Source organism: Paenibacillus sp. FSL F4-0125, assembly GCF_038008565.1.
GTDB lineage: Bacteria > Bacillota > Bacilli > Paenibacillales > Paenibacillaceae > Paenibacillus_AQ.
Window position 1 is genome coordinate 1,513,213 of record NZ_JBBOZJ010000001.1, and the last position, 18,848, is coordinate 1,532,060.

The following is an 18,848-nucleotide window of genomic DNA, read 5'->3' on the forward strand; positions in this document are numbered from 1 at the left end:
GCAAGAGCCGCCTCTAAGTATAGTAGAAGTACATTAATGGTTGCAGCCATGATGAGAGATGATTTGGAGGAGGAGAATTATGAAAAAAAGGGGTCAGTTCATAACATCTTGTCTTGCATTAATGGTTCTGATGACTGTGGTTTTGGTGGGGTGTGGGAGCAATAATAATACTTCTTCAAATGCAAAAGCGACAGAGGCAGGAGCGACAACAACGGCGGCAACAGAGGCAACTGCAACTACAGAGCCGGCTGTTAAGAAACCGACGGTTGCTTTTGTGTATATCGGACCTCCAGGGGATGGCGGATACACCTACCAACATGATCAAGGACGGCAGTATATGGAGAAGGAGCTTGGAATTAAAGCCGACTTTGTAGAAAATGTCCCAGAAAGTGCCGATGCTGAACGAATCATCACAGAGCTTGCACAATCACACGACATCGTGTTTACAACGAGCTTCGGATATATGGATTTTACATTGAATGTAGCGGGCAAATTTCCTAATGTGAAGTTTCTGCATGCTTCTGGTTACAAAACCACAGAGAACATGGGGACTTACTTCGGAAAGAATTATCAAGCCAGTTATTTGAGCGGTATTGCGGCAGGGAAAATGACCAAAAACAATCAGCTAGGTTATGTCGGTGCTTTTCCGATCAGCGAAGTGATTTATAACTTGAATGCTTTTACCCTTGGCGCACAAAGCGTCAATCCTGATGTGAAGGTGAACGTGGTTTGGACGAATACATGGTATGACCCCACGACCGAACGTCAAGCGGCAATCAGCTTGCTGGATAAAGGGGCAGATGTGCTTTTGGCCTATCAGGATTCACCTGCGACACTACAGGCTGCTGCTGAACGGGGAGCTTTTGCCGGGGGGAATGATTCGGATATGAGTAAATACGCTCCGGATAATTATTTAACGAATCCAGTATGGAATTGGGGTCCTTATTACGTAAAAGCAGTGCAAGCCGTGATGGACGGAACGTGGAAAAGCGAGCAATATTCCGGCGATATGGCTGACGGCATGGTTGAGCTGGCTCCTTTCGGGAACAAAATACCTGATGATGTGAAAAAGCTTGTCGAGGACGCTAAATCCAAAATCATCACTGGTGAGCTTGAGGTTTTCACAGGCCCGATCTCAGATAACCAAGGGAATGTGAAGGTTCAAGATGGCCAAAAGCTGACCTTGGAGGAAGTGCTGGGTATGAATTGGCTTGTAAAAGGTGTAGAAGGAACTATCCCGCAATAATTTGTAACCATACTAAAAAAATGTGCACGAACTATGGGTGGGGCGGATTCCATGAAGTGGGAACTTTCCCACCCGTACTACAACTTGAAGGAAGGAGGGGCACAGGCCATGCGGGAAACTTCAGTTGAAATGCGGGGAATTGTGAAGAAATTCGGCTCGGTAACCGCCAGTGATCAAGTCGACTTTTCGGCAAATGCGGGGGAGATTCATGCACTGCTTGGAGAGAATGGGGCAGGAAAAAGTACAGTGATGAGCATGCTGTCAGGGGTGTACAGAGCAGATGAAGGAGAAATCCTCATTCATGGAAAAACTGCTCACATCCGTTCTCCTAAAGATGCAGCCCAGCTTGGTGTAGGTATGGTGTTTCAGAGCTTTAGACTGGTGCAAAGTCTCACTGCTGCGGAAAATATCGTGCTTGGCGAAAAGTCGTCTTTCTGGCGTGGGCGTAAGTGGATGAAGAATAAACGCAAAGAAATAGAGGTGTTAGCAGAACGTTTTGGATTGAATTTCCCGGTGGATCGTCCGATTTGGCAGCTGTCCGTTGGTGAGCAGCAGCGTGTTGAAATTGTTAAGACGCTGTATCGAGGGGCTGACATTATTATTCTGGATGAGCCGACATCTGTGCTAACTCCGGGGGAGGTGGAGCAGTTATTTGAAACGCTGCAGGTCATGAAGCAGGCTGGAAAGACGGTCATCATGACAACTCATAAAATGAAAGAGGTTATGGCTTCCTCCGATCGGATTTCCGTCATGCGCAAAGGAAAAATGATCGCTACGCTGACCACGGCGGATACGGATGAAATGGAGCTGGCTCGCCTAATGGTGGGTAAAGAAGTAACTATTACCCGGCAAGAACGGGAGGCCACCGAGGGAGACTCACTGTTAGAAGTGAAGAGCTTGGACGTATATGCCGATCATGGACGAAAAGCGTTAGATCATTTCTCGCTGAATGTATGCAAAGGAGAGATTGTTGGCGTAGCTGGGGTAGCTGGCAATGGGCAAAAGGAACTGGCCGAAGTGTTAACAGGTCTTAGGGGCTGGAAAAGTGGTGAGATTACTTTTGATGGAAACACGGTGAAATCTGCTTCGGTGAGAGGGGCAATTGATTTGGGAATCTCTCATGTCCCGGAGAACCGGATGAAGAGCGGTTTAGCCGGACGTCTCGGATCGGTAGATAATCTTTTGTTCAAATCGTATCGCTCAGTGGAGCACTCTAAATATGGTTTCCTGAAGTCTGCGAAGAACCGCTCGTGGTCAGAGGAGCTGGTCCAGCGCTTTAATGTCAAAACACCTGAGCTGGATACGCCAGTACAGCAATTGTCAGGCGGTAATCAGCAGAAGCTGCTGTTTGCACGTGAGATCAGCCATCGGCCGAAGCTGATGGTCGCCGTTCATCCGACACAAGGGCTGGATGTAGGCGCCACGGCTGGTGTTCACGACCTTCTTATGGAGCTGCGCGGTTCAGGTAGTGGCGTGCTGTTAATTTCGGAGGATTTAGATGAATTACTTCAGTTGTCCGACCGGATTCTAGTGATCTATGGCGGCTCAATTATTGGTGAGAGTACGCATGAGGAAGCGAATCGAGAAAGCATCGGACTACTAATGGCTGGTATTCATAACAGAGAGGAGAGCGCCGTATGAGCTTGGAGAATGGAAGAAATACCGCAGCAGCTGTACTAGAACCCCTTCCCTCCCACTCTGGAAAACGGTTCTCTCTACGATTGGAATACGATGCCAGCCGCATCCGTTCGCCTTGGTGGACCCCTATTGTATCTATAATTCTAGCGTTATTGCTGTGTGCCTTATTTATCGCAGCGAATGGTATGAATCCGGTACTGGTCTATGAAAAAATGTTCCGTGGCGCATTTGGCACAACGTATGGGCTCACTGAAACGATGGTTAAAGCGATCCCGCTACTCCTATGTGGGCTTGGGATTGCTGTGGCTTACCGCATTTCTGTATGGAATATTGGAGCAGAAGGGCAGTTAACCGTTGGTGCTATGGCGGCTACCGCAGTCACGATTTATTTTCCTAATTTATCTTCATTCTGGTCTCTATCCTTAATGCTGCTGTTCGGCATTGCGGCAGGAGCGCTTTGGGGGCTACTGACTGCTATCCCCCGGACGCATTTTGGCGTGAATGAGCTGATTACTTCATTGATGCTGAATTATGTTGCTTTATTGGCACTCGATTATGTGGTATTCGGACCTTGGAAAGATCCTAAAGGGTTTAATTTCCCCGGATCGCCAATGTTTACTTCGGCTCAGTCACTGCCTGTTCTCGGAAGTACGAGATTGCATATCGGATTGTTATTTGGACTTATCGCTGTTGTGATTTATTACTTGATGATTCGTTTCACCAAGTGGGGTTATGAGCTTCGTCTGATTGGGGCCAATCCTGTGGCTGCCAGATACGCAGGCATTCATATCAAGCGGCATATTATTATCGTCATGCTGATCAGTGGAGGGCTCACGGGTATAGCGGGAATGGCTGAGGTCTCCGGTGTTACTCACAAGCTGATGCAAGGCATCTCTCCCGGTTATGGCTACACCGCCATTATTGTGGCTTGGTTAGCCAAATTAAACCCACTCGGCCTAATCGTTACTTCCGTCCTGTTCGGTGGCTTAATTGTCGGTGGATACAGTGTTCAGACCATTGGGCTACCCTCCTCAATTTCGGAAATGCTGCAAGGCTCTATCCTGTTTTTTCTGATTGCTGGCGATATGATTTATCGTTTCCGTATCCGCCGTAGCAGGGTTCAGCTGAAAGGGGGGAGATAACCCATGGATTTTACTACACAGCTCCTAATCGCCGCAATATCCGCAGGGACCCCGCTGCTATTAGCTACTCTTGGAGGCATTTTAAACGAACGAGCCGGCATTATACAGCTTGGAGCTGAAGGGCTGATGCTGATGGGAGCAGTCACTACTTGTATCGTGTATATTCGCTCAGGAAACCTGCTGTTAGCTCTACTGGCCACCGTAACTATAACGGCTGTGCTTGGTTTACTTCATTCTTTTCTCTGCGTGACCTTAAGGGCAAATCAAACGATGTCCGGTCTTGCGATGACTCTGTTCGGCAGTGGACTGAGCGCTTATCTGGGCAAACCGATCAGTGGCATTCCTTTGCCGGGAACATCCCCTAAGCTGCATTTGGTGTGGCTGGAGAATGTTCCGGTCATCGGAAAAATATTCGGTAATATGGACTACCTGACCTGGTTCAGTCTGCTGCTAGTGCTCGCTCTGCATCTGCTAATTCACCGCACTTCTTGGGGGCTGCATTTGCGGGCAGTCGGAGACAGTCCGGCTACCGCTGACGTGATGGGGATTCGGGTACAACTTATCCGGTATAGCTATGTGATCATCGGCGCTGCCCTCATCGGTCTGGCAGGAGCAGATATGGTTTTGGCTTACGCTCCAACCTGGAACGAAGGTTTAACTGCAGGTCGAGGATGGATTGCTGTGGGTCTTGTGATTTTCGCCAGATGGAATCCGCTGCGTGCCTTGTTCTGTGCATACTTTTTCGGGGCACTGGATTCGCTTGGCTTCCGCATTCAACTGTTGGGCAGTGCGGTTCCGCCTTATTTTCTTAAAATGATACCGTACCTTGTGACTATATTAGTCCTGATGTACCTGGGGTACCGCAATCGCAATAAACCATCCGGCACACCGGAATCACTAGGAGTTCCTTATATTCGGGAACAAAGGTTTTAAGGCAAAGCGTAGGCGTAGAGAGACAGCGATCTTATGCTTAAAAGGAGGCGGAGTGTATGGGAGTTTTACGGGAAGAGGATGGAAGGCTATCTGATGTAATTCAGCCCCGCAGCCTGCACGAAGCTTGGGAGAGGAAAATGGCGCTCGGGGACAGTGCCCGATATGTCGCTGGAGGGACACTGCTGAGAACAGGGTGGGAAAGTGGAACAGCCCTTATACCTAAACAGCTGATTGATCTTCGGCAAATTTCAGGTCTTGCTGATATTACCCAAACGGAATTCTACTTGTCTCTGGGTGCTCTTGTTCCGCTCTCTCAGTGCCGCAGCAATGAGCATTTGCAGGCAGTGGCTCCAGCGCTGCAAGAAGCCGCACGTTGCATAGCTGCTCCGTCGGTGCGTAATCTAGCCACGCTTGGTGGCAATATCGCTTCTGGCTTCGGTGATATTCTACCCGCGTTACTGGTATATGACGCTGAGTTGATTTCCTTTGACGGTAAATTTATGACGACACTACCGTTGACAGAATGGCTAAACAATCACTGGAGTGGGATGAAACCTGCGGCAGATCTAGTCGCTGAGATTCGCATATCACCTGCTCGCCGAGAGAATCCATTAACAGATAGACTTGAATTTTTCCGTAAGGTTGGCCGAAGGGAGGCTTTCACCCCTTCACTTGTAACGGTAGCGATATCCGCATGGATCGATACTGAACACCGTTTTCGTGAGGTTCGTATCGCAGCAGGCGGGGGGACGGGGCGTCCGCAGCGGCTAAGAAGAGCTGAAGCTATGCTTGAAGATGAGGTGTACACAGATTCGCTGCTGCCTGATCTATATGAAGTGGTTGAGAACAGCTTCGAGACGTATGGTGATCCCTTTGCCACAGAGCTCTACAAGAAAAAAACAGCTGGAAACCTGCTTGTAGCTGAGCTTTGGAAGGTTATGAATAGGCGGAGCTAAGAGGTGAGACCCCCACGAAAGGAGCGAGGGAAAATGCTGCTGAATAAGGAATCCAGCGGAAGCCGCTGGCGTACACGGCCCGACGGAGAGGGCAAGGTATCCGGCAAGCTGCAGTTTTTGACCGACATGAGAGCGGAAGAAATGTTAATCGGCCGTGTGCTCCGCAGTCAACAGGCACATGCCCGTATTTTGTCTGTGCGAATAGAGAAGGCCAGGGAGGTTCCGGGTGTACACGCTGTTATTACTCACGAGGATGTGCCCGGACTTAATGGATTTGGTATAGCTTTGCCGCATCAACCGGTGTTTTGCAGTGACCGTGTGCGCTACACCGGCGATGCGATTGCGGCAGTAGCGGCTGAGACGGATGAAATTGCGGAGTATGCCCTATCCCTTATTGAAGTAGATTATGAGCTTCTACCTTTGCTGGAGAATCCGGAAGAGGCGATGAAGACGGACGCAGTCCTGCTGCATGCTGAGGGAAATGTACTTCATCATACGGAATACCGTAAGGGGGAGCCGGAAGCGGTATTTACGGATTGCTGCCATGTGGTAGAGGAGACTTACTATACACCGCGCCAAATGCACACCTATATGGAGACCGAGGGTGGATTGTTTATCCCCGAAGATAACGGACGTCTTACCGTGTATTCAGCTACACAACATGGGTTGATGGATCGGATGCAGCTATCCAGAATTCTGGCTATTCCTCAAGAAGATATCCGCGTCATCTCGAGTCCTATCGGCGGGTCCTTTGGAGGAAAAGACGAGCTGAATGTACAGCCATACGGAGCGCTGCTTGCAATGCGAACACTCCGTCCAGTGCGACTTCATAATTCGAGAGCTGAATCGGTGCGTGCTGGACTTAAACGTCATCCTATGAAGATCACCATGAAAACTGGCTGTGACCACGAAGGAATCATTAAGGCGCAACAGGTGAGAATTATTTCGGATACGGGAGCTTACGCAACGCTTGGTGCGGAGGTGCTTAACTTCGCAACAGAACATGTAATGGGCCCTTATATCATCGATCATGTGGATGTGGAAGGCTTCGCTGTATACACCAATAACGGGGTGTCCGGTGAATTCCGAGGGTTTGGCGGCAATCAGGCGATATTCGCTTTGGAAGGACAAATCGATCGTTTGGCAGAGCGATTACAGATTGATCCGTGGGAAATGCGCCGCCGCAATCTGCGTAAATACGGTGATCTCGGTCCATTAGGTCAGGAGATTGCCCAGACCGATGGAGCCTATCAGGTGTGGGAAGCGCTGGCTGATTCGCCTCTCATGACTGAGGGAGCGTATACAGACAAAGACTCAGGCTTCGTGGAACCATGGATCGTCACCGGAACGGGTGCTGCGATAGCTATGCATGGTGCAGGACTTGGTTATGGCATCCCCGATCCGGCGGGTGGTCGGTTGTCTCTGACTCTAGAAGGCAAGATTGAGGCGGTTTTTGGTTACGAGGAGTTTGGCCAGGGTTTAATTGCAACCATGGAACAAATGCTGATTGAACAGTTTGGCTTGGCAGCAGAGGACATAAGCATCGTCATTGGCGATACGGATGTCGTACCTGACAGCGGATCTAGTACGGCTTCGCGATCAACTAGCATGATGTGGATGGCTCTCAAACGGCTACGTCCAGACTTTACCTCTCGAGTATTGCAGACAGCTGCGACGATAAAGCCAGAGCTGGATGGCTATGAAATGAAGCTCGGCCCTGGCGGCATTTGGCAAAAAGACGGTGGTCTGCTTCTGACATACAAGGATCTGGCAGAGAGGATTTCAGAACCCATTGTCTGTAATACGAAGTTCACTTATCCAACCACGCCTTTTAAAAGAGTGGGGGCGCATTTCCTATACACCTATTCCGCCATCGCGGTCCGGGTGGAAGTTAATCTGCTTACAGGGCGCGTTCGTGTACTGGACCAATATCATACGGTAGCGGCGGGGCAGGTGGTGAATCCACAAGGTTACCTCGGGCAGATCGAAGGTGGCAGCAGTATGGCGGTGGGCTTCACCTTGTCAGAGGATGCTGTAATGTCAGGCGGCAGCTATGTCACCAAAAATTTAGACACCTATTTGGTGCCGACCATTGCCGATATGAATGGCAGCATTCAAGTGCAGCCGATAGAGGATTTGCCAGATCATGATACGTACGGTCCTCGCGGTATCGGAGAGGTGGGTTCCGTCAATTTAGCTCCGGCTGTAGCATCAGCCATATTCCAGGCTGTAGGGAAACGGGTAACCAAGCTGCCCATTGATCCCGAATGGCTGCAGTCTACACCGTTTATTCCACAAAAGGTGGTGAATATCCATGTGGAACGCTAATCCGAATTCGAATCTAAATGAAGAGAATCTTGATCCAGCATCATTTGAAGAAGCTTTTACAGAAGAGAGGTTCACTTTCAGATGTCACCTTAATGGTAAAGCGATATCTACCGAGATTCCCCCTTCCCGCCGGCTTTTAGATGTTATTCGTGAAGATTTGGCGCTGACTGGAACGAAGCGCTCTTGTGAGATTGGCCGCTGCGGAGCCTGTATGGTGCTGTTGGATGGACGCCCTGTGAATTCATGTCTGGCGATGGCCTATCAATGCTCAGGTTCCGAAATTACAACGATTGAGGGTCTTAGTGAGGCGGGACTACATCCCGTTCAGCGTGCCTTTTTAGAAGAAGGCGGGTTCCAATGCGGTTATTGCACACCTGGGATGGTCATCTCGGTGGTTGCCCTGCTGGATGAGAACCCGCATCCTACTCAGGTCGAAGTGGAAGAAGCTTTATCGGGTAACATTTGCCGCTGTACAGGATATGGAGGCATTTTGCGAGCGGTTAACAAAGCTATTGGGGGATGAGTGGATGGTCATTTCTGAATGCAAGTTTACACTGGATGAAGTAAATGCCATGAGCATAACGGAGTTTGTGAAGCATCTGGGAGGGATTTTTGAACACTCGCCGTGGGTGGCAGTGGAAGCTTATAAGCAGATCCCGTTCCATTCAATAGATCATCTCCATAGCACAATGATGCAAACCGTACTGAGTGCAGACCGTAGCCGAATGGAGGGACTAATAAAAGCTCACCCAGATCTGGCGACTAGGCTTCAAGTTACACCTTTGTCAGCATCGGAGCAGCAGGGGGCTGGACTAGATCGGCTAACAATGGAAGAGTTCAATCTGCTAAACGATCTTAATAGAAAGTATACGGACAAATTTCAGTTCCCTTTTATTCTAGCCGTTCGCGGCAAAAACAAAGATGACATCATCAGTGCCATTACAGTACGGGTAGAGCGTTCACCTCAGGAGGAATGGGTTCAAGCTTTTTCTGAGATCGGCCTTATTACAAAATTCCGTTTAAGCGATTTAATCATTCATTCATCATAATCGGGGAGGGTGTCAGCCATGCTGGAACCAATTAACGGACGTACAATGTTTTATGGAAAAAGCGATGTTCTAACTTATCGTACCTATGCCAAACCGCTGGCCGTTACCCCTGTTCCCGAATCTTCCTTCACGGGCTGCGATAACATTATATTCGCGCATAATATTACATTTGCCGTTACGGGCGAAGCCTTTCTCTCTTCTTTTTCAGAAGGGGATAATTCTATGGTCGTAGCCACCGATTCCATGAAAAATTTCATCCTGCGTAATACCGCCGACTACACGGGCAGCACAACGGAAGGGTTGCTACAGCTTCTTAGCAGCCGGTTTATGGATAGATACAGTCATGTTACTGCAGTTTCTGTGTCCGCAGATCGGTTGCCTTTTGAACAGGTAATGGTCCCCGGAGGGGAAGGGCTTAAGCAGAGTCAATTGGTGCTGCGGCACTCCAATAATGAATCCTATTCGGCTTCGCTGACAGTAAAACGTGGAGACAATGGGTCTGAGGTTGTCGCTCATGAATGCCGTTTGAAGGATTTACAGCTTATAAAAGTGAGCGGAAGCTCGTTTTATGGATTTGTCCGTGATGAGTATACAACTTTGCCGGAGAGCTTTGACCGTCCGCTTTATATTTTTCTGAATATTAACTGGACCTATAATGATGTCGAGCATGCTTTGGATGGTGATCAAGGCCAATATGTAGCTGCGGAGCACATTCGTGACATTGCCCATAGTGCTTTTCATGAACTGAACAGTCCTTCGATCCAATCGTTGATTTATCAAATTGGTCTGCGTGTATTGTCCCGTTTTCCACAGCTGGCTACAGTCTCGTTTGAGTCCAATAACCGGACTTGGGAAACGATTGTTGAACCTGAAGAAAGCAAAGGTGGAGTGTTCACCGAACCTCGTCCACCTTATGGTTTCCAGGGGTTTTCTGTCAGCCGTGCAGATCTGGCTGGAGAACCAGCGTAATGAGCGGGCGTCTTACCACCCATGTGCTGGATCTGTCGCGGGGGATTCCCGCTGCAGGCCTGACACTTCAGCTCTGGAAGCTAACGGAGGGGATGAGCAAGCTTCTGTGTGAAGGGATTACGAACAGTGACGGGAGGCTAAATGCTCCGCTGCTGGAAGGGGACGGGATGGAGGCAGGCTGCTATGAGTTGTTGTTTATGGTCGGCGATTACTATCGTAGTGCTGATGTGGAGAAGCCGGCAGTTAGTATAGGGAGTCCGGTAAGCTCGATGCCTTTTTTTCTAGAACAGATCCCCATTCGTTTTCACATTGGAAGCTCTACAGACCACTACCATGTACCTTTGTTAGTTGCTCCTGGTGGATACAGTACGTATCGAGGAAGTTAGGGAAGGTTTGATGACCGGAGGAGGTAGCAGCTCATGAAGAAGCCCTATGAACTTGTGATTAAGAATGGGAATGTAGTCCTGCCTGATCAGGTGCTTAAGCTGGATATTGCTGTATCAGAAGGAAGGATCGTCGCATTGGGCGAGAAGCTTTCTGCTGCTCCGCTGACCCAAGTCATTGATGCTGAAGGGCACTATGTTCTTCCAGGCATGATCGATATGCATGTGCACTTTAATGAGCCGGGGCTGGGACATTGGGAAGGCTTTCGCAGCGGTTCTGCGGCATTGGCAGCAGGCGGCTGCACAACCTATGCCGATATGCCGCTAAACGGCAATCCGCCTACGGTGAACGAGGCTGCACTCCATCAAAAGGTGATGGCTGCGGCTGGTAATTCCGCAGTTGATTATGTGCTGTGGGGAGGGCTCGTTCCGGGGAATCTGGATGATTTGGAAGCCTTGGCAGCTGCTGGTATCACTGGATTTAAAGCCTTTCTCTCCAATCCCGGAGGTGAAGGCGAAGGAAGATTCCGGGAAGTGGATGAGGATACGCTCTATCAAGGGATGCAGCGAATTTCTGCTTTAGGCGGGATTCTCGCCCTTCATGCCGAGAGTGAGGCTATCACGGCAGTGTTGACCGCAGATGCAGTGCGAAAAGGCAGAAGCAGTGCGCGTGATTTTGCGGCTTGCCGCCCTGCTGAGGCGGAGCTGGAGGCAGTCTCTAGGGCGCTGTTATATAGTGAAATGACGGGATGTCGGTTGCATTTTGTCCATATCAGCACTGCTGCAGCTATTGAGAAGGTCCATGAGGCTAAGCTTCGAGGGCTGGACGTATCGGCTGAGACCTGTCCCCATTACCTGGTCCTTACAGAAACGGATATGGAGACTCTTGGACCTGTCGCCAAGTGTGCACCTCCGCTGAGAAGTGGACTGGAGCAGGAGAAGTTATGGGAGATGCTGGCCCAAGGCAAAATCGATCTGATCGCTTCAGACCATTCTCCGTGTCCCACGGAATTGAAGGTGCAGCCGGAGTTGTCTTTTTTTGAGGCTTGGGGCGGAATCTCAGGAGCGCAAAGCAGTCTTGAGCTTATGTTCCATGAAGGTGTGAATGTCCGGGGCTTGCCGGTTACATTAATCTCTCGCTTGCTTGCAGGGCAACCCGCAAAACGCTTTGGATTGGAGCATCTTAAAGGCACTATAGCACTAGGACTGGATGCCGACTTCGTACTGCTGAATCCAAACACGACCTATACGCTGGCTGCTGAAGATTTGTTCTATCGCCACAAGCACAGCCCATACATCGGAAGAACGCTATCCTGTAAGGTTGCTGCTACGATATGCCGTGGGCAGGTAGTCTATACTTCTGAAGAAGGAGTGATTGCCGAGGAAGGTGGACAGTGGCTGCGGATAAGGAAGGAGCAGTATAGTCTATGAACGATTCCAGAGTTCAAGCATCTACCCAGAAACTGCTGGAGCTGCTGGAGGAGCTGGGGGCATATACCGCGTCTGGGCCGGGAGTTACTAGATTACTATATACGAAGGAATGGAGACAGGCGCAGATTTTTTTGCAGCAAAAAATGGTTGATTTCGGCTTAAAGGTTACTACAGATAAGGTTGGAAATGTATATGGTCGCCTGTGTGGACGCAGTTCAGAGGAAAAGGTTATTTTAACCGGATCACATATCGATACCGTGGTCAATGGCGGAAAATATGACGGTGCCTATGGGATCGCCGCTGCTATGGTTGCGCTGCAAGATTTGCAGATGAACTATGGTCAGCCGAAGCGGACGCTTGAGGTTGTATCCTTTTGTGAAGAAGAGGGTAGCCGGTTTCCACTTGCTTATTGGGGTTCGGGTCATGTCACAGAAAGGTATGACGGAAGTGAAGCCGCAGCCTGTAAGGACGCTGATGGAATATCGTTACAGGCAGCAATGGAGGAATTTAGCTTTTTGCAAGGTGTAACGGAAGGGAATGGAGCCAGAAATGATATTGGGGCGTTTGTGGAGCTGCATATCGAGCAGGGAATTATTCTGGAGAAAACAGACACGCAGATAGGCGTAGTTCAGGGAATTGTTGGACAGAGACGTTACATGGTCAAGGTTAGTGGTGTGGCTAATCATGCCGGTACAACGCCGATGATGATGCGGCAGGATGCACTGGCTAGTGCGGTAGAGATGCTGTATGTACTAGAAGGTGCTGCTAAATTGGCTGGTGAACCTCTTGTGGCAACCTCGGGCAAGCTTGAGGTGCATCCAAATACACCAAATGTGATTCCGGGTGAGGTTTTATTTACATTAGATATCCGTCACATTGAAGAGGACGATTTGGAGTGTTTCTGTGTGAAGCTTTTTTCGCGATATCATGAAATCACCGCAGAACGTGGAGTAACCTTGGAGGTTACTCCTGTGCTCCATACACTCCCTGCACCTATGGATACGAAGCTCTCTACAGCACTGGAAAATATCTGTCGGCAGCAGGGGAAAGCCTACCGCAAGATGGTAAGTGGAGCGGGACATGATGCTCAGCTGTTTGCACCGCGTTGCCCCACTGCGATGATCTTTGTGCCAAGTCGAGCCGGTATCAGCCATTCACCGGAAGAGTACACCTCCCCCAAGCAGCTTGCTGCTGGGCTTGAGGTGCTGACTGAGATGTTATATGAGTTAGCTTATTAGAGAGTTCATGGAACTTTTAAATATAAGGAAGCCCGTCCCTTAAAGGACGGCATAGCCGTTTCTACTTGAAGGGAGAGATCATCATGAAGCGTTACGAAGAGTTGTCGCCTTCCCTGCGCTGCATTATGACTCCGGGTCCGGTGGAGGTTGATCCGCGTGTGCTGCGGGCGATGTCTTTTCCGGTACTGGGGCAGTTTGATCCAGAGTTCACCCATATGATGAATGAAACGATGGAGATGCTGCGGGAGCTGTTCGCTACCCGGAATGCTTGGGCTTACCCCATAGACGGGACCTCGCGCGCTGGTATTGAGGCGGTGATGGTCAGCTTGATCCTACCGGGAGAACGTGTGCTGATTCCGATCTTTGGCCGCTTTGGACATCTGCTTCATGAGATTGCCGAACGTTGTGGTGCTGAGGTATTCGTTCTGGAAAAGCCATGGGGAAGTGTGTTTGAACCGGAGGAAGTAATAACAGCTATGGAGACTTTTAAGCCAAATGTGGTGGCGATGGTGCATGGTGAGACTTCTACAGGACGGGTGCAGCCACTCGCGGAGATTGGCAGAGCCTGCCGCCGAATGGATGCTCTTTTCATAGTTGACGCAGTTGCAACTCTTGGGGGCATTCCTGTCGAAACGGATGCTTGGATGCTGGATGCGGTTGTAGGAGGTACACAGAAATGCCTGTCCGTCCCTTCCGGAATGGCACCGATAACGTATAATGATCGCGCTGAAGCTAAGCTCATGACCCGGAAGCGAGTGGAGCGTGGGATTAGAACCAGCGATGTCCAGCTTGGTGAGTTGTCTTTTGTCCGCAGCAATTATTTCGATTTAGGCATGCTTCAGGATTATTGGAGCCCGCAACGTCTCAATCATCATACAGAGATGACCTCTATGCTCTATGCACTGCGGGAAGGCCTGCGGATTGCGCTTGAGGAGGGACTGGAGGCCAGATTCGCCAGACATCTGCTCCATGAAAAAGCACTTGTAGCTGGATTAACAGCAATGGGGCTTGCGCTTTACGGTGATCCTTCCTGCAAGCTTAGTGTTGTTACCTGTGTGCTGATCCCTGAGGGCATAGACGGGGAATCCGTACGCACGCTGCTGCTGGACCGGTTCGGTATTGAAATTGCCAGCTCCTTTGGAGCTCTGAAAGGAAAGATCTGGCGCATCGGCACGATGGGCTTTAGCTGCCGTACGAATAATGTGCTGCGTTTGCTTGGCGCTTTGGAAGCAGCTTTGCTACGACACGGATTTGGAGTTGCTTACGGGCTTGGTGTTCAAGCGGCACTTGACGTATATGAGGAAAACATAAGATAATCGTTGGAATAGATGCTGGCGGGTGAGTTCATACCAGGGGGCATGTCCAGCATGTTGGACAATCTTTGGAATAAGAAAACGGCTATCATCTGCAGGGATGACGGAGCCGTTTTTTCGTACAATATCAGATATGCCAACCATGATATTAACACAGCCGATGGTTAAGCAATCCTCTATGATTATGAATCTATTCACTACATCAAGAAAGCACTTGGATACTGACGGGGGAGAGATGAAGATGACAACTTTTACAAGAAAGCCTTTAGCAGATTGTGTACCTGAGCTTGTGGCTACGGCAAGAGGAGACAAACCGGCAACACTAGTAATTACAGGTGGAAAGCTGGTTAATGTATGCTCTGGTGAAATTTTAGACGGAATGTCTGTTGGTGTGCAAGGTGGACGCATCGCTTATGTTGGGAAAGATGTGACACATATGATTGGTGAAGGAACACAGGTTATTGAGGCGAACGGCAAGTATATAGCTCCGGGACTACTTGATGGCCATTGTCATATTGAGAGCACACAGCTGACCGTTACTGAATTCTCCCGTGCGGTTCTGCCGCTGGGCACAACAGGTGGTTTCTTTGATGCCCATGAGATTGCTAACGTATTCGGGCTGAAGGGGATTCAATTGATGCTCGATGAGATGCGGGGGACGCCGTTAGCTGCTTATATGCAGGTGGCTTCTTGTGTGCCTGCGGCAGGTGCGGAATTCGAAACAACGGGAGCCTCTATAGGGCCAGAAGAAGTGGCAGAAGCTTTCACTTGGGGACCCGATGTGATTGCTCTAGGAGAAGTAATGAATTTCCCTGGCGTTGTTTACGGCGATGAGAAAATGCTTGGAGAAATTCAAGCTACGCTGCGAGCAGGTAGATTTGTAGACGGTCATTTCACATGGCCTTCCAGCGACTGGAGACTGCCAGTGTATGCGGCGGCGGGTGTGACTGGTGATCATGAATGTGTTACAGCAGACGATGTGATTGAGCGCGTTCGACTGGGGATGTATGCCAAAATGCGCCGTGGTTCAGCATGGCATGATGTGGCTAAGACAATTACAGCTCATACAGAACACGGAATTGATACACGCCGGATGATGCTGGTAACGGATGACCGCAGTTCAGAGTCTTTGCGAGATGAAGGTCATATGAATTTCGTTTTGCGTGATGCCATTGCACAAGGTGTTAAGCCTATAACGGCTATCCAAATGGCTACTATTAATACTGCTGAACGCTTCGGTTTAGCGCGTGATATTGGTTCTATTACTCCGGGTTCTTTTGCAGATATCATTCTGCTGGACGGGAATTTGGCGGATATTAATGTAGTGCTGACGATTGCCGCAGGTGTAGTCGTTGCGGAGAACGGGGTAATGACAGCAGAGCTTGCTAAATTTACTTATCCGGAGGAAGTGTTGGCATCGGTTCATTTGCCACAGCGTCCTACTTCAGAAGACTTCATCATAACAGCTCCAATTCAAACAGGTGAACTTACTACAAGAGTTATTAAAGTAAGAGAAAATCACGTAGAGACCATTGAGCGTATGGTTCCGATACCTGTAGTGGCAGGTCAATTGAATGTAAATGCCGTAGAAGGTTTGTGCAAAATCGCTGTGCTCGAACGTCATAAAGGTACAGGCAATAAATCAGTGGCCGTTGTAGAAGGCATCGGATTTAAAGAGCCTGCTGCCATTGCGATGACAGTTGCGCATGATAGTCATAATGTACTTGTCATCGGCAATGATGATGAGCTCATGGCTAAAGCTGCCAATGCGGTGGCGGATGCTCAGGGTGGTGTCTGTATGATCACATCCAGTGGAGAAACATTATTTCCGTTGGCTATTGCAGGTCTAATGTCCACGGAACCGTTCGAAATAGCTGCCGCAAAATCAGCTGCGATCAGCAAAGCGCTATATGATGCAGGTTGTACTTTGAATTATGCGTTTATGACCTTATCGCTGCTTGCATTGGCAGTTATCCCGACGCTTCGAATCACAGATAAGGGTCTCGTTCGGATCTCGCCTGAAGGCATACAGTTAGTGCCGCTTTTTGTTTAACTAAAGTGAACTGAATAATACTTAAGCAAAAGACTGTTTTGAGGTCGTTTATGACCATTCAGAACAGTTTTTTTGTTGGGCAAATAAGAATCTGTAAGGTTTTAAAATATATATATTAAACAGATGAATTAAGATTGAAACATTTTTCTAGGGAATTAATGAAAAAATATTAATAAAGCGTAGTCAGCAGACGATAATAATGTTAAATTAGATTAAAATTAAAGCGAATGAATGGCGTTAATTTTACATTATTGGCATATAACGAAATTATAGATATCATCAGGTTTCAGGTAACCCAACTAAGAGGGACGAGGTGCATGAGAGATGATCAGATTAGAAACGCAAGATATTTTGAATATTAGCATGAAGCAAATGGCTGCTATTTTTAAAATGAAGCCGCTTGAGCTGAGATTTGTCACTGATTTTCAGGGTGAGAAATATCTCTTAACCAATGATAAGCTACACCTCGGCAACCAGCAGTATTGGGCAAAGGTTATGGAATGTGTCTTTGATGATCATGTTAGACCTGTGCTAATGTGTGAGGTGTTGTATTTCCTTCGTAACGAATTTCTGGATAGTGATATCAAGATATGCTTCTCATATGATTACGCAGAGAATGGGAATGGCGAATCTACGGCGACGGCTGAAGTATCGTTTAATGATTCAGCTGATTTACAGCCGAGTGAGATTGCCGAACTGATTGATTTTGCGTTGACCTTACAGGACAAGCAGTGGTTCCATGAACTGACTACTAAATATAAGCAACTTACAGCATAAGTATCCATGTTCTTAAATCTTATGAACTGACATAGTAAACCGTCTTAGTCTGCAGCAAAATATTTGCGGACAAGACGGTTTTTTTGCGTTACCAGCCCATTGCGTTTCGTTCAACATGCTGAGCCAGAAATTGAAGCCAGTTCTCATGATTATTCAAGCAGGGGACCGCAGTGAAGTCTTCAGCATGTCCTCCTCCAGCCTCATATTGTTCACGCCCTTCTATTGCTAGCTCATGCAGCGTTTCCAGACAATCGGTAACAAGGCCTGGAGAGAAAATCAAAGGTTTATGAATTCCGCGTTCCGCTAGCTTTCCCAAAACATCTGCTGTAGAGGGACCTACCCACTCTTCACTTCCGAAGCGCGATTGAAAAGTAACCTGCCAACGCCCGGACTCCCAATTCATAGCAGATGCGAGAAGGCGTGCTGTTTCCATACATTGCTCTGGATAGGGATCACCTGTATCTGCATACCGTTTGGGGATCCCGTGGAAGGTCAGTACGAAATAATCAGGCTCCGAGCCCAGAAGTTCCATTTGGTGCAATAAATGTGACTTCATGGCTGAAATATAGCCAGGTTCATTATAATAAGCATCCATAAATCTGAGAGCTGGAATAAGACGCTTCGTTACCGGTCCAGTGGAGCTTTGGCGTCCTAGCGCAGCGAAGCTCGCCTGATCGAATACAGATGCCGTTGTAGTGGACGAATATTGAGGGAATAAAGGCACAATGATGATGCGTGTGACTCCGGCAGCTTCCAATTTATTCATTGCTTGTTCCATGCTTGGTTCGCTATACGCTAGGCCAAGCTCAACTTGATATCGTGGGTCTAGCAGCGCTTGCAAACCAGATTGCTGAGCTAATGAGTGGGAGAGCAGGGGGGATCCTTCCGTAGTCCATATTTGTCTGTACAGCTCAGCCGACCGGCGTGGTCGTGTGCGCAGAATAACACCTCTCAGCAAAGGCTGCCAGAGCAGAGGTGAATAATCTATGATTCGGCGATCGGATAAAAAACGTTTCAGATAAGGGCGTATCGCCTTTGCAGTAGGTGCTGTAGGCGTGCCGATTTGGGCGAGTATAACTCCAATAGGTGGCTGTTTGTTCAAGCTTTGAACTCCTTTCCCATGTTAGAGATCGTTCTAAAATAGCACAACTAATCTTGGATTCACAATAATCGAGATCACTTTATTTACATAGGGAAGAAGAAGTGGGGTGTATTTGTTTGGAAAAAATAATCGAAAATCACATTTATGAGCAAATAGTGATGTTTCTTATAGGGTATGTGATTTTAGATACAGAGGAATGACGGAAAAGTTTGGTAGTATCAAACCAGAAATTGATTGAAAAAGCGTCTTGATTCTTTTCTAACATTATATGTGAATTATTTCACCTTTTA

General features: G+C 48.5%; 16 protein-coding genes. 15 read left to right on the plus strand and 1 reads right to left on the minus strand.

Annotated elements, in window-relative coordinates:
• The first annotated feature begins 79 nt into the window (after positions 1-79).
• The 15 genes from NST74_RS06785 to NST74_RS06855 all read left to right on the plus strand — a co-directional run bounded on the left by NST74_RS06785 (position 80) and on the right by NST74_RS06855 (position 17,456).
• The gene (locus NST74_RS06785; protein WP_341111084.1) at positions 80-1,246 is read left to right on the plus strand and encodes a BMP family ABC transporter substrate-binding protein; all 1,167 of its coding nucleotides are present in this window, start codon (positions 80-82) and stop codon (positions 1,244-1,246) included.
• A 108-nt stretch (positions 1,247-1,354) separates the two neighbouring features.
• A complete protein-coding gene (locus tag NST74_RS06790) occupies positions 1,355-2,887 on the plus strand; it encodes an ABC transporter ATP-binding protein (RefSeq protein ID WP_341115842.1) in 1,533 nt (510 codons plus the stop codon).
• Positions 2,884-4,026, plus strand: a complete 1,143-nt coding sequence (locus NST74_RS06795; RefSeq protein ID WP_341111085.1) for an ABC transporter permease — start codon at positions 2,884-2,886, stop codon at positions 4,024-4,026. Before NST74_RS06790 ends, NST74_RS06795 begins: the two co-directional genes overlap by 4 nt.
• A 3-nt stretch (positions 4,027-4,029) precedes the next feature.
• Positions 4,030-4,959, plus strand: coding sequence for an ABC transporter permease (locus NST74_RS06800; protein ID WP_042125178.1), 930 nt, complete (start codon positions 4,030-4,032; stop codon positions 4,957-4,959).
• 56 nt (positions 4,960-5,015) lie between these two features.
• Positions 5,016-5,915 carry an FAD binding domain-containing protein gene (locus NST74_RS06805; RefSeq protein ID WP_341111087.1) on the plus strand — a complete coding sequence of 300 codons (900 nt, stop codon included), beginning with the start codon at positions 5,016-5,018 and terminating at the stop codon, positions 5,913-5,915.
• 33 nt (positions 5,916-5,948) lie between these two features.
• Positions 5,949-8,243, plus strand: coding sequence for a xanthine dehydrogenase subunit D (gene pucD, locus NST74_RS06810; RefSeq protein WP_341111089.1), 2,295 nt, complete (start codon positions 5,949-5,951; stop codon positions 8,241-8,243).
• On the plus strand, positions 8,230-8,766 hold the full coding sequence (locus NST74_RS06815; RefSeq protein ID WP_341111090.1) for a (2Fe-2S)-binding protein: 537 nt from the start codon (positions 8,230-8,232) through the stop codon (positions 8,764-8,766). Before pucD ends, NST74_RS06815 begins: the two co-directional genes overlap by 14 nt.
• A gap of 4 nt (positions 8,767-8,770) precedes the next feature.
• On the plus strand, positions 8,771-9,292 hold the full coding sequence (uraD, locus tag NST74_RS06820) for a 2-oxo-4-hydroxy-4-carboxy-5-ureidoimidazoline decarboxylase (protein ID WP_341111091.1): 522 nt from the start codon (positions 8,771-8,773) through the stop codon (positions 9,290-9,292).
• Between the two features lie 18 nt (positions 9,293-9,310).
• The gene (gene pucL / locus NST74_RS06825; protein WP_341111092.1) at positions 9,311-10,261 is read left to right on the plus strand and encodes a factor-independent urate hydroxylase; all 951 of its coding nucleotides are present in this window, start codon (positions 9,311-9,313) and stop codon (positions 10,259-10,261) included.
• Positions 10,261-10,647, plus strand: coding sequence for a hydroxyisourate hydrolase (gene uraH, locus NST74_RS06830; RefSeq protein ID WP_341111093.1), 387 nt, complete (start codon positions 10,261-10,263; stop codon positions 10,645-10,647). Before pucL ends, uraH begins: the two co-directional genes overlap by 1 nt.
• Positions 10,648-10,680: 33 nt before the next feature.
• Complete coding sequence (locus NST74_RS06835) at positions 10,681-12,075, plus strand: allantoinase (RefSeq protein WP_341111094.1); 1,395 nt, start codon at positions 10,681-10,683, stop codon at positions 12,073-12,075.
• Positions 12,072-13,313 carry a M20 family metallo-hydrolase gene (locus NST74_RS06840; RefSeq protein ID WP_341111095.1) on the plus strand — a complete coding sequence of 414 codons (1,242 nt, stop codon included), beginning with the start codon at positions 12,072-12,074 and terminating at the stop codon, positions 13,311-13,313. The genes NST74_RS06835 and NST74_RS06840 overlap by 4 nt, the downstream gene beginning before the upstream one ends.
• A gap of 83 nt (positions 13,314-13,396) precedes the next feature.
• A complete protein-coding gene (locus NST74_RS06845) occupies positions 13,397-14,629 on the plus strand; it encodes a pyridoxal-phosphate-dependent aminotransferase family protein (RefSeq protein WP_341111097.1) in 1,233 nt (410 codons plus the stop codon).
• A 232-nt stretch (positions 14,630-14,861) separates the two neighbouring features.
• The gene (locus NST74_RS06850) at positions 14,862-16,679 is read left to right on the plus strand and encodes an adenine deaminase (RefSeq protein WP_341115843.1); all 1,818 of its coding nucleotides are present in this window, start codon (positions 14,862-14,864) and stop codon (positions 16,677-16,679) included.
• 324 nt (positions 16,680-17,003) lie between these two features.
• On the plus strand, positions 17,004-17,456 hold the full coding sequence (locus NST74_RS06855) for an IDEAL domain-containing protein (protein ID WP_341111099.1): 453 nt from the start codon (positions 17,004-17,006) through the stop codon (positions 17,454-17,456).
• A gap of 88 nt (positions 17,457-17,544) precedes the next feature.
• Here the strand turns inward: NST74_RS06855 and hemH are convergent, their stop codons facing one another.
• Positions 17,545-18,558 (minus strand): ferrochelatase, encoded by a 1,014-nt coding sequence (gene hemH / locus NST74_RS06860; RefSeq protein WP_341111101.1) that lies wholly within the window; start codon positions 18,556-18,558, stop codon positions 17,545-17,547.
• Between the last annotated feature and the right edge of the window lie 290 nt (positions 18,559-18,848).

Excerpts from the sequence above, each read along its gene's own strand:
- NST74_RS06855 (WP_341111099.1), top strand. The coding sequence starts at position 17,004 with ATGATCAGATTAGAAACGCAAGATATTTTGAATATTAGCATGAAGCAA.
- NST74_RS06845 (WP_341111097.1), top strand. The coding sequence starts at position 13,397 with ATGAAGCGTTACGAAGAGTTGTCGCCTTCCCTGCGCTGCATTATGACT.
- NST74_RS06785 (WP_341111084.1), top strand. The coding sequence starts at position 80 with ATGAAAAAAAGGGGTCAGTTCATAACATCTTGTCTTGCATTAATGGTT.
- NST74_RS06800 (WP_042125178.1), top strand. The coding sequence starts at position 4,030 with ATGGATTTTACTACACAGCTCCTAATCGCCGCAATATCCGCAGGGACC.
- pucL (WP_341111092.1), top strand. The coding sequence starts at position 9,311 with ATGCTGGAACCAATTAACGGACGTACAATGTTTTATGGAAAAAGCGAT.
- NST74_RS06840 (WP_341111095.1), top strand. The coding sequence starts at position 12,072 with ATGAACGATTCCAGAGTTCAAGCATCTACCCAGAAACTGCTGGAGCTG.
- NST74_RS06815 (WP_341111090.1), top strand. The coding sequence starts at position 8,230 with ATGTGGAACGCTAATCCGAATTCGAATCTAAATGAAGAGAATCTTGAT.
- NST74_RS06850 (WP_341115843.1), top strand. The coding sequence starts at position 14,862 with ATGAAGATGACAACTTTTACAAGAAAGCCTTTAGCAGATTGTGTACCT.
- NST74_RS06805 (WP_341111087.1), top strand. The coding sequence starts at position 5,016 with ATGGGAGTTTTACGGGAAGAGGATGGAAGGCTATCTGATGTAATTCAG.
- NST74_RS06790 (WP_341115842.1), top strand. The coding sequence starts at position 1,355 with ATGCGGGAAACTTCAGTTGAAATGCGGGGAATTGTGAAGAAATTCGGC.
- uraD (WP_341111091.1), top strand. The coding sequence starts at position 8,771 with ATGGTCATTTCTGAATGCAAGTTTACACTGGATGAAGTAAATGCCATG.
- pucD (WP_341111089.1), top strand. The coding sequence starts at position 5,949 with ATGCTGCTGAATAAGGAATCCAGCGGAAGCCGCTGGCGTACACGGCCC.
- uraH (WP_341111093.1), top strand. The coding sequence starts at position 10,261 with ATGAGCGGGCGTCTTACCACCCATGTGCTGGATCTGTCGCGGGGGATT.
- NST74_RS06795 (WP_341111085.1), top strand. The coding sequence starts at position 2,884 with ATGAGCTTGGAGAATGGAAGAAATACCGCAGCAGCTGTACTAGAACCC.
- NST74_RS06835 (WP_341111094.1), top strand. The coding sequence starts at position 10,681 with ATGAAGAAGCCCTATGAACTTGTGATTAAGAATGGGAATGTAGTCCTG.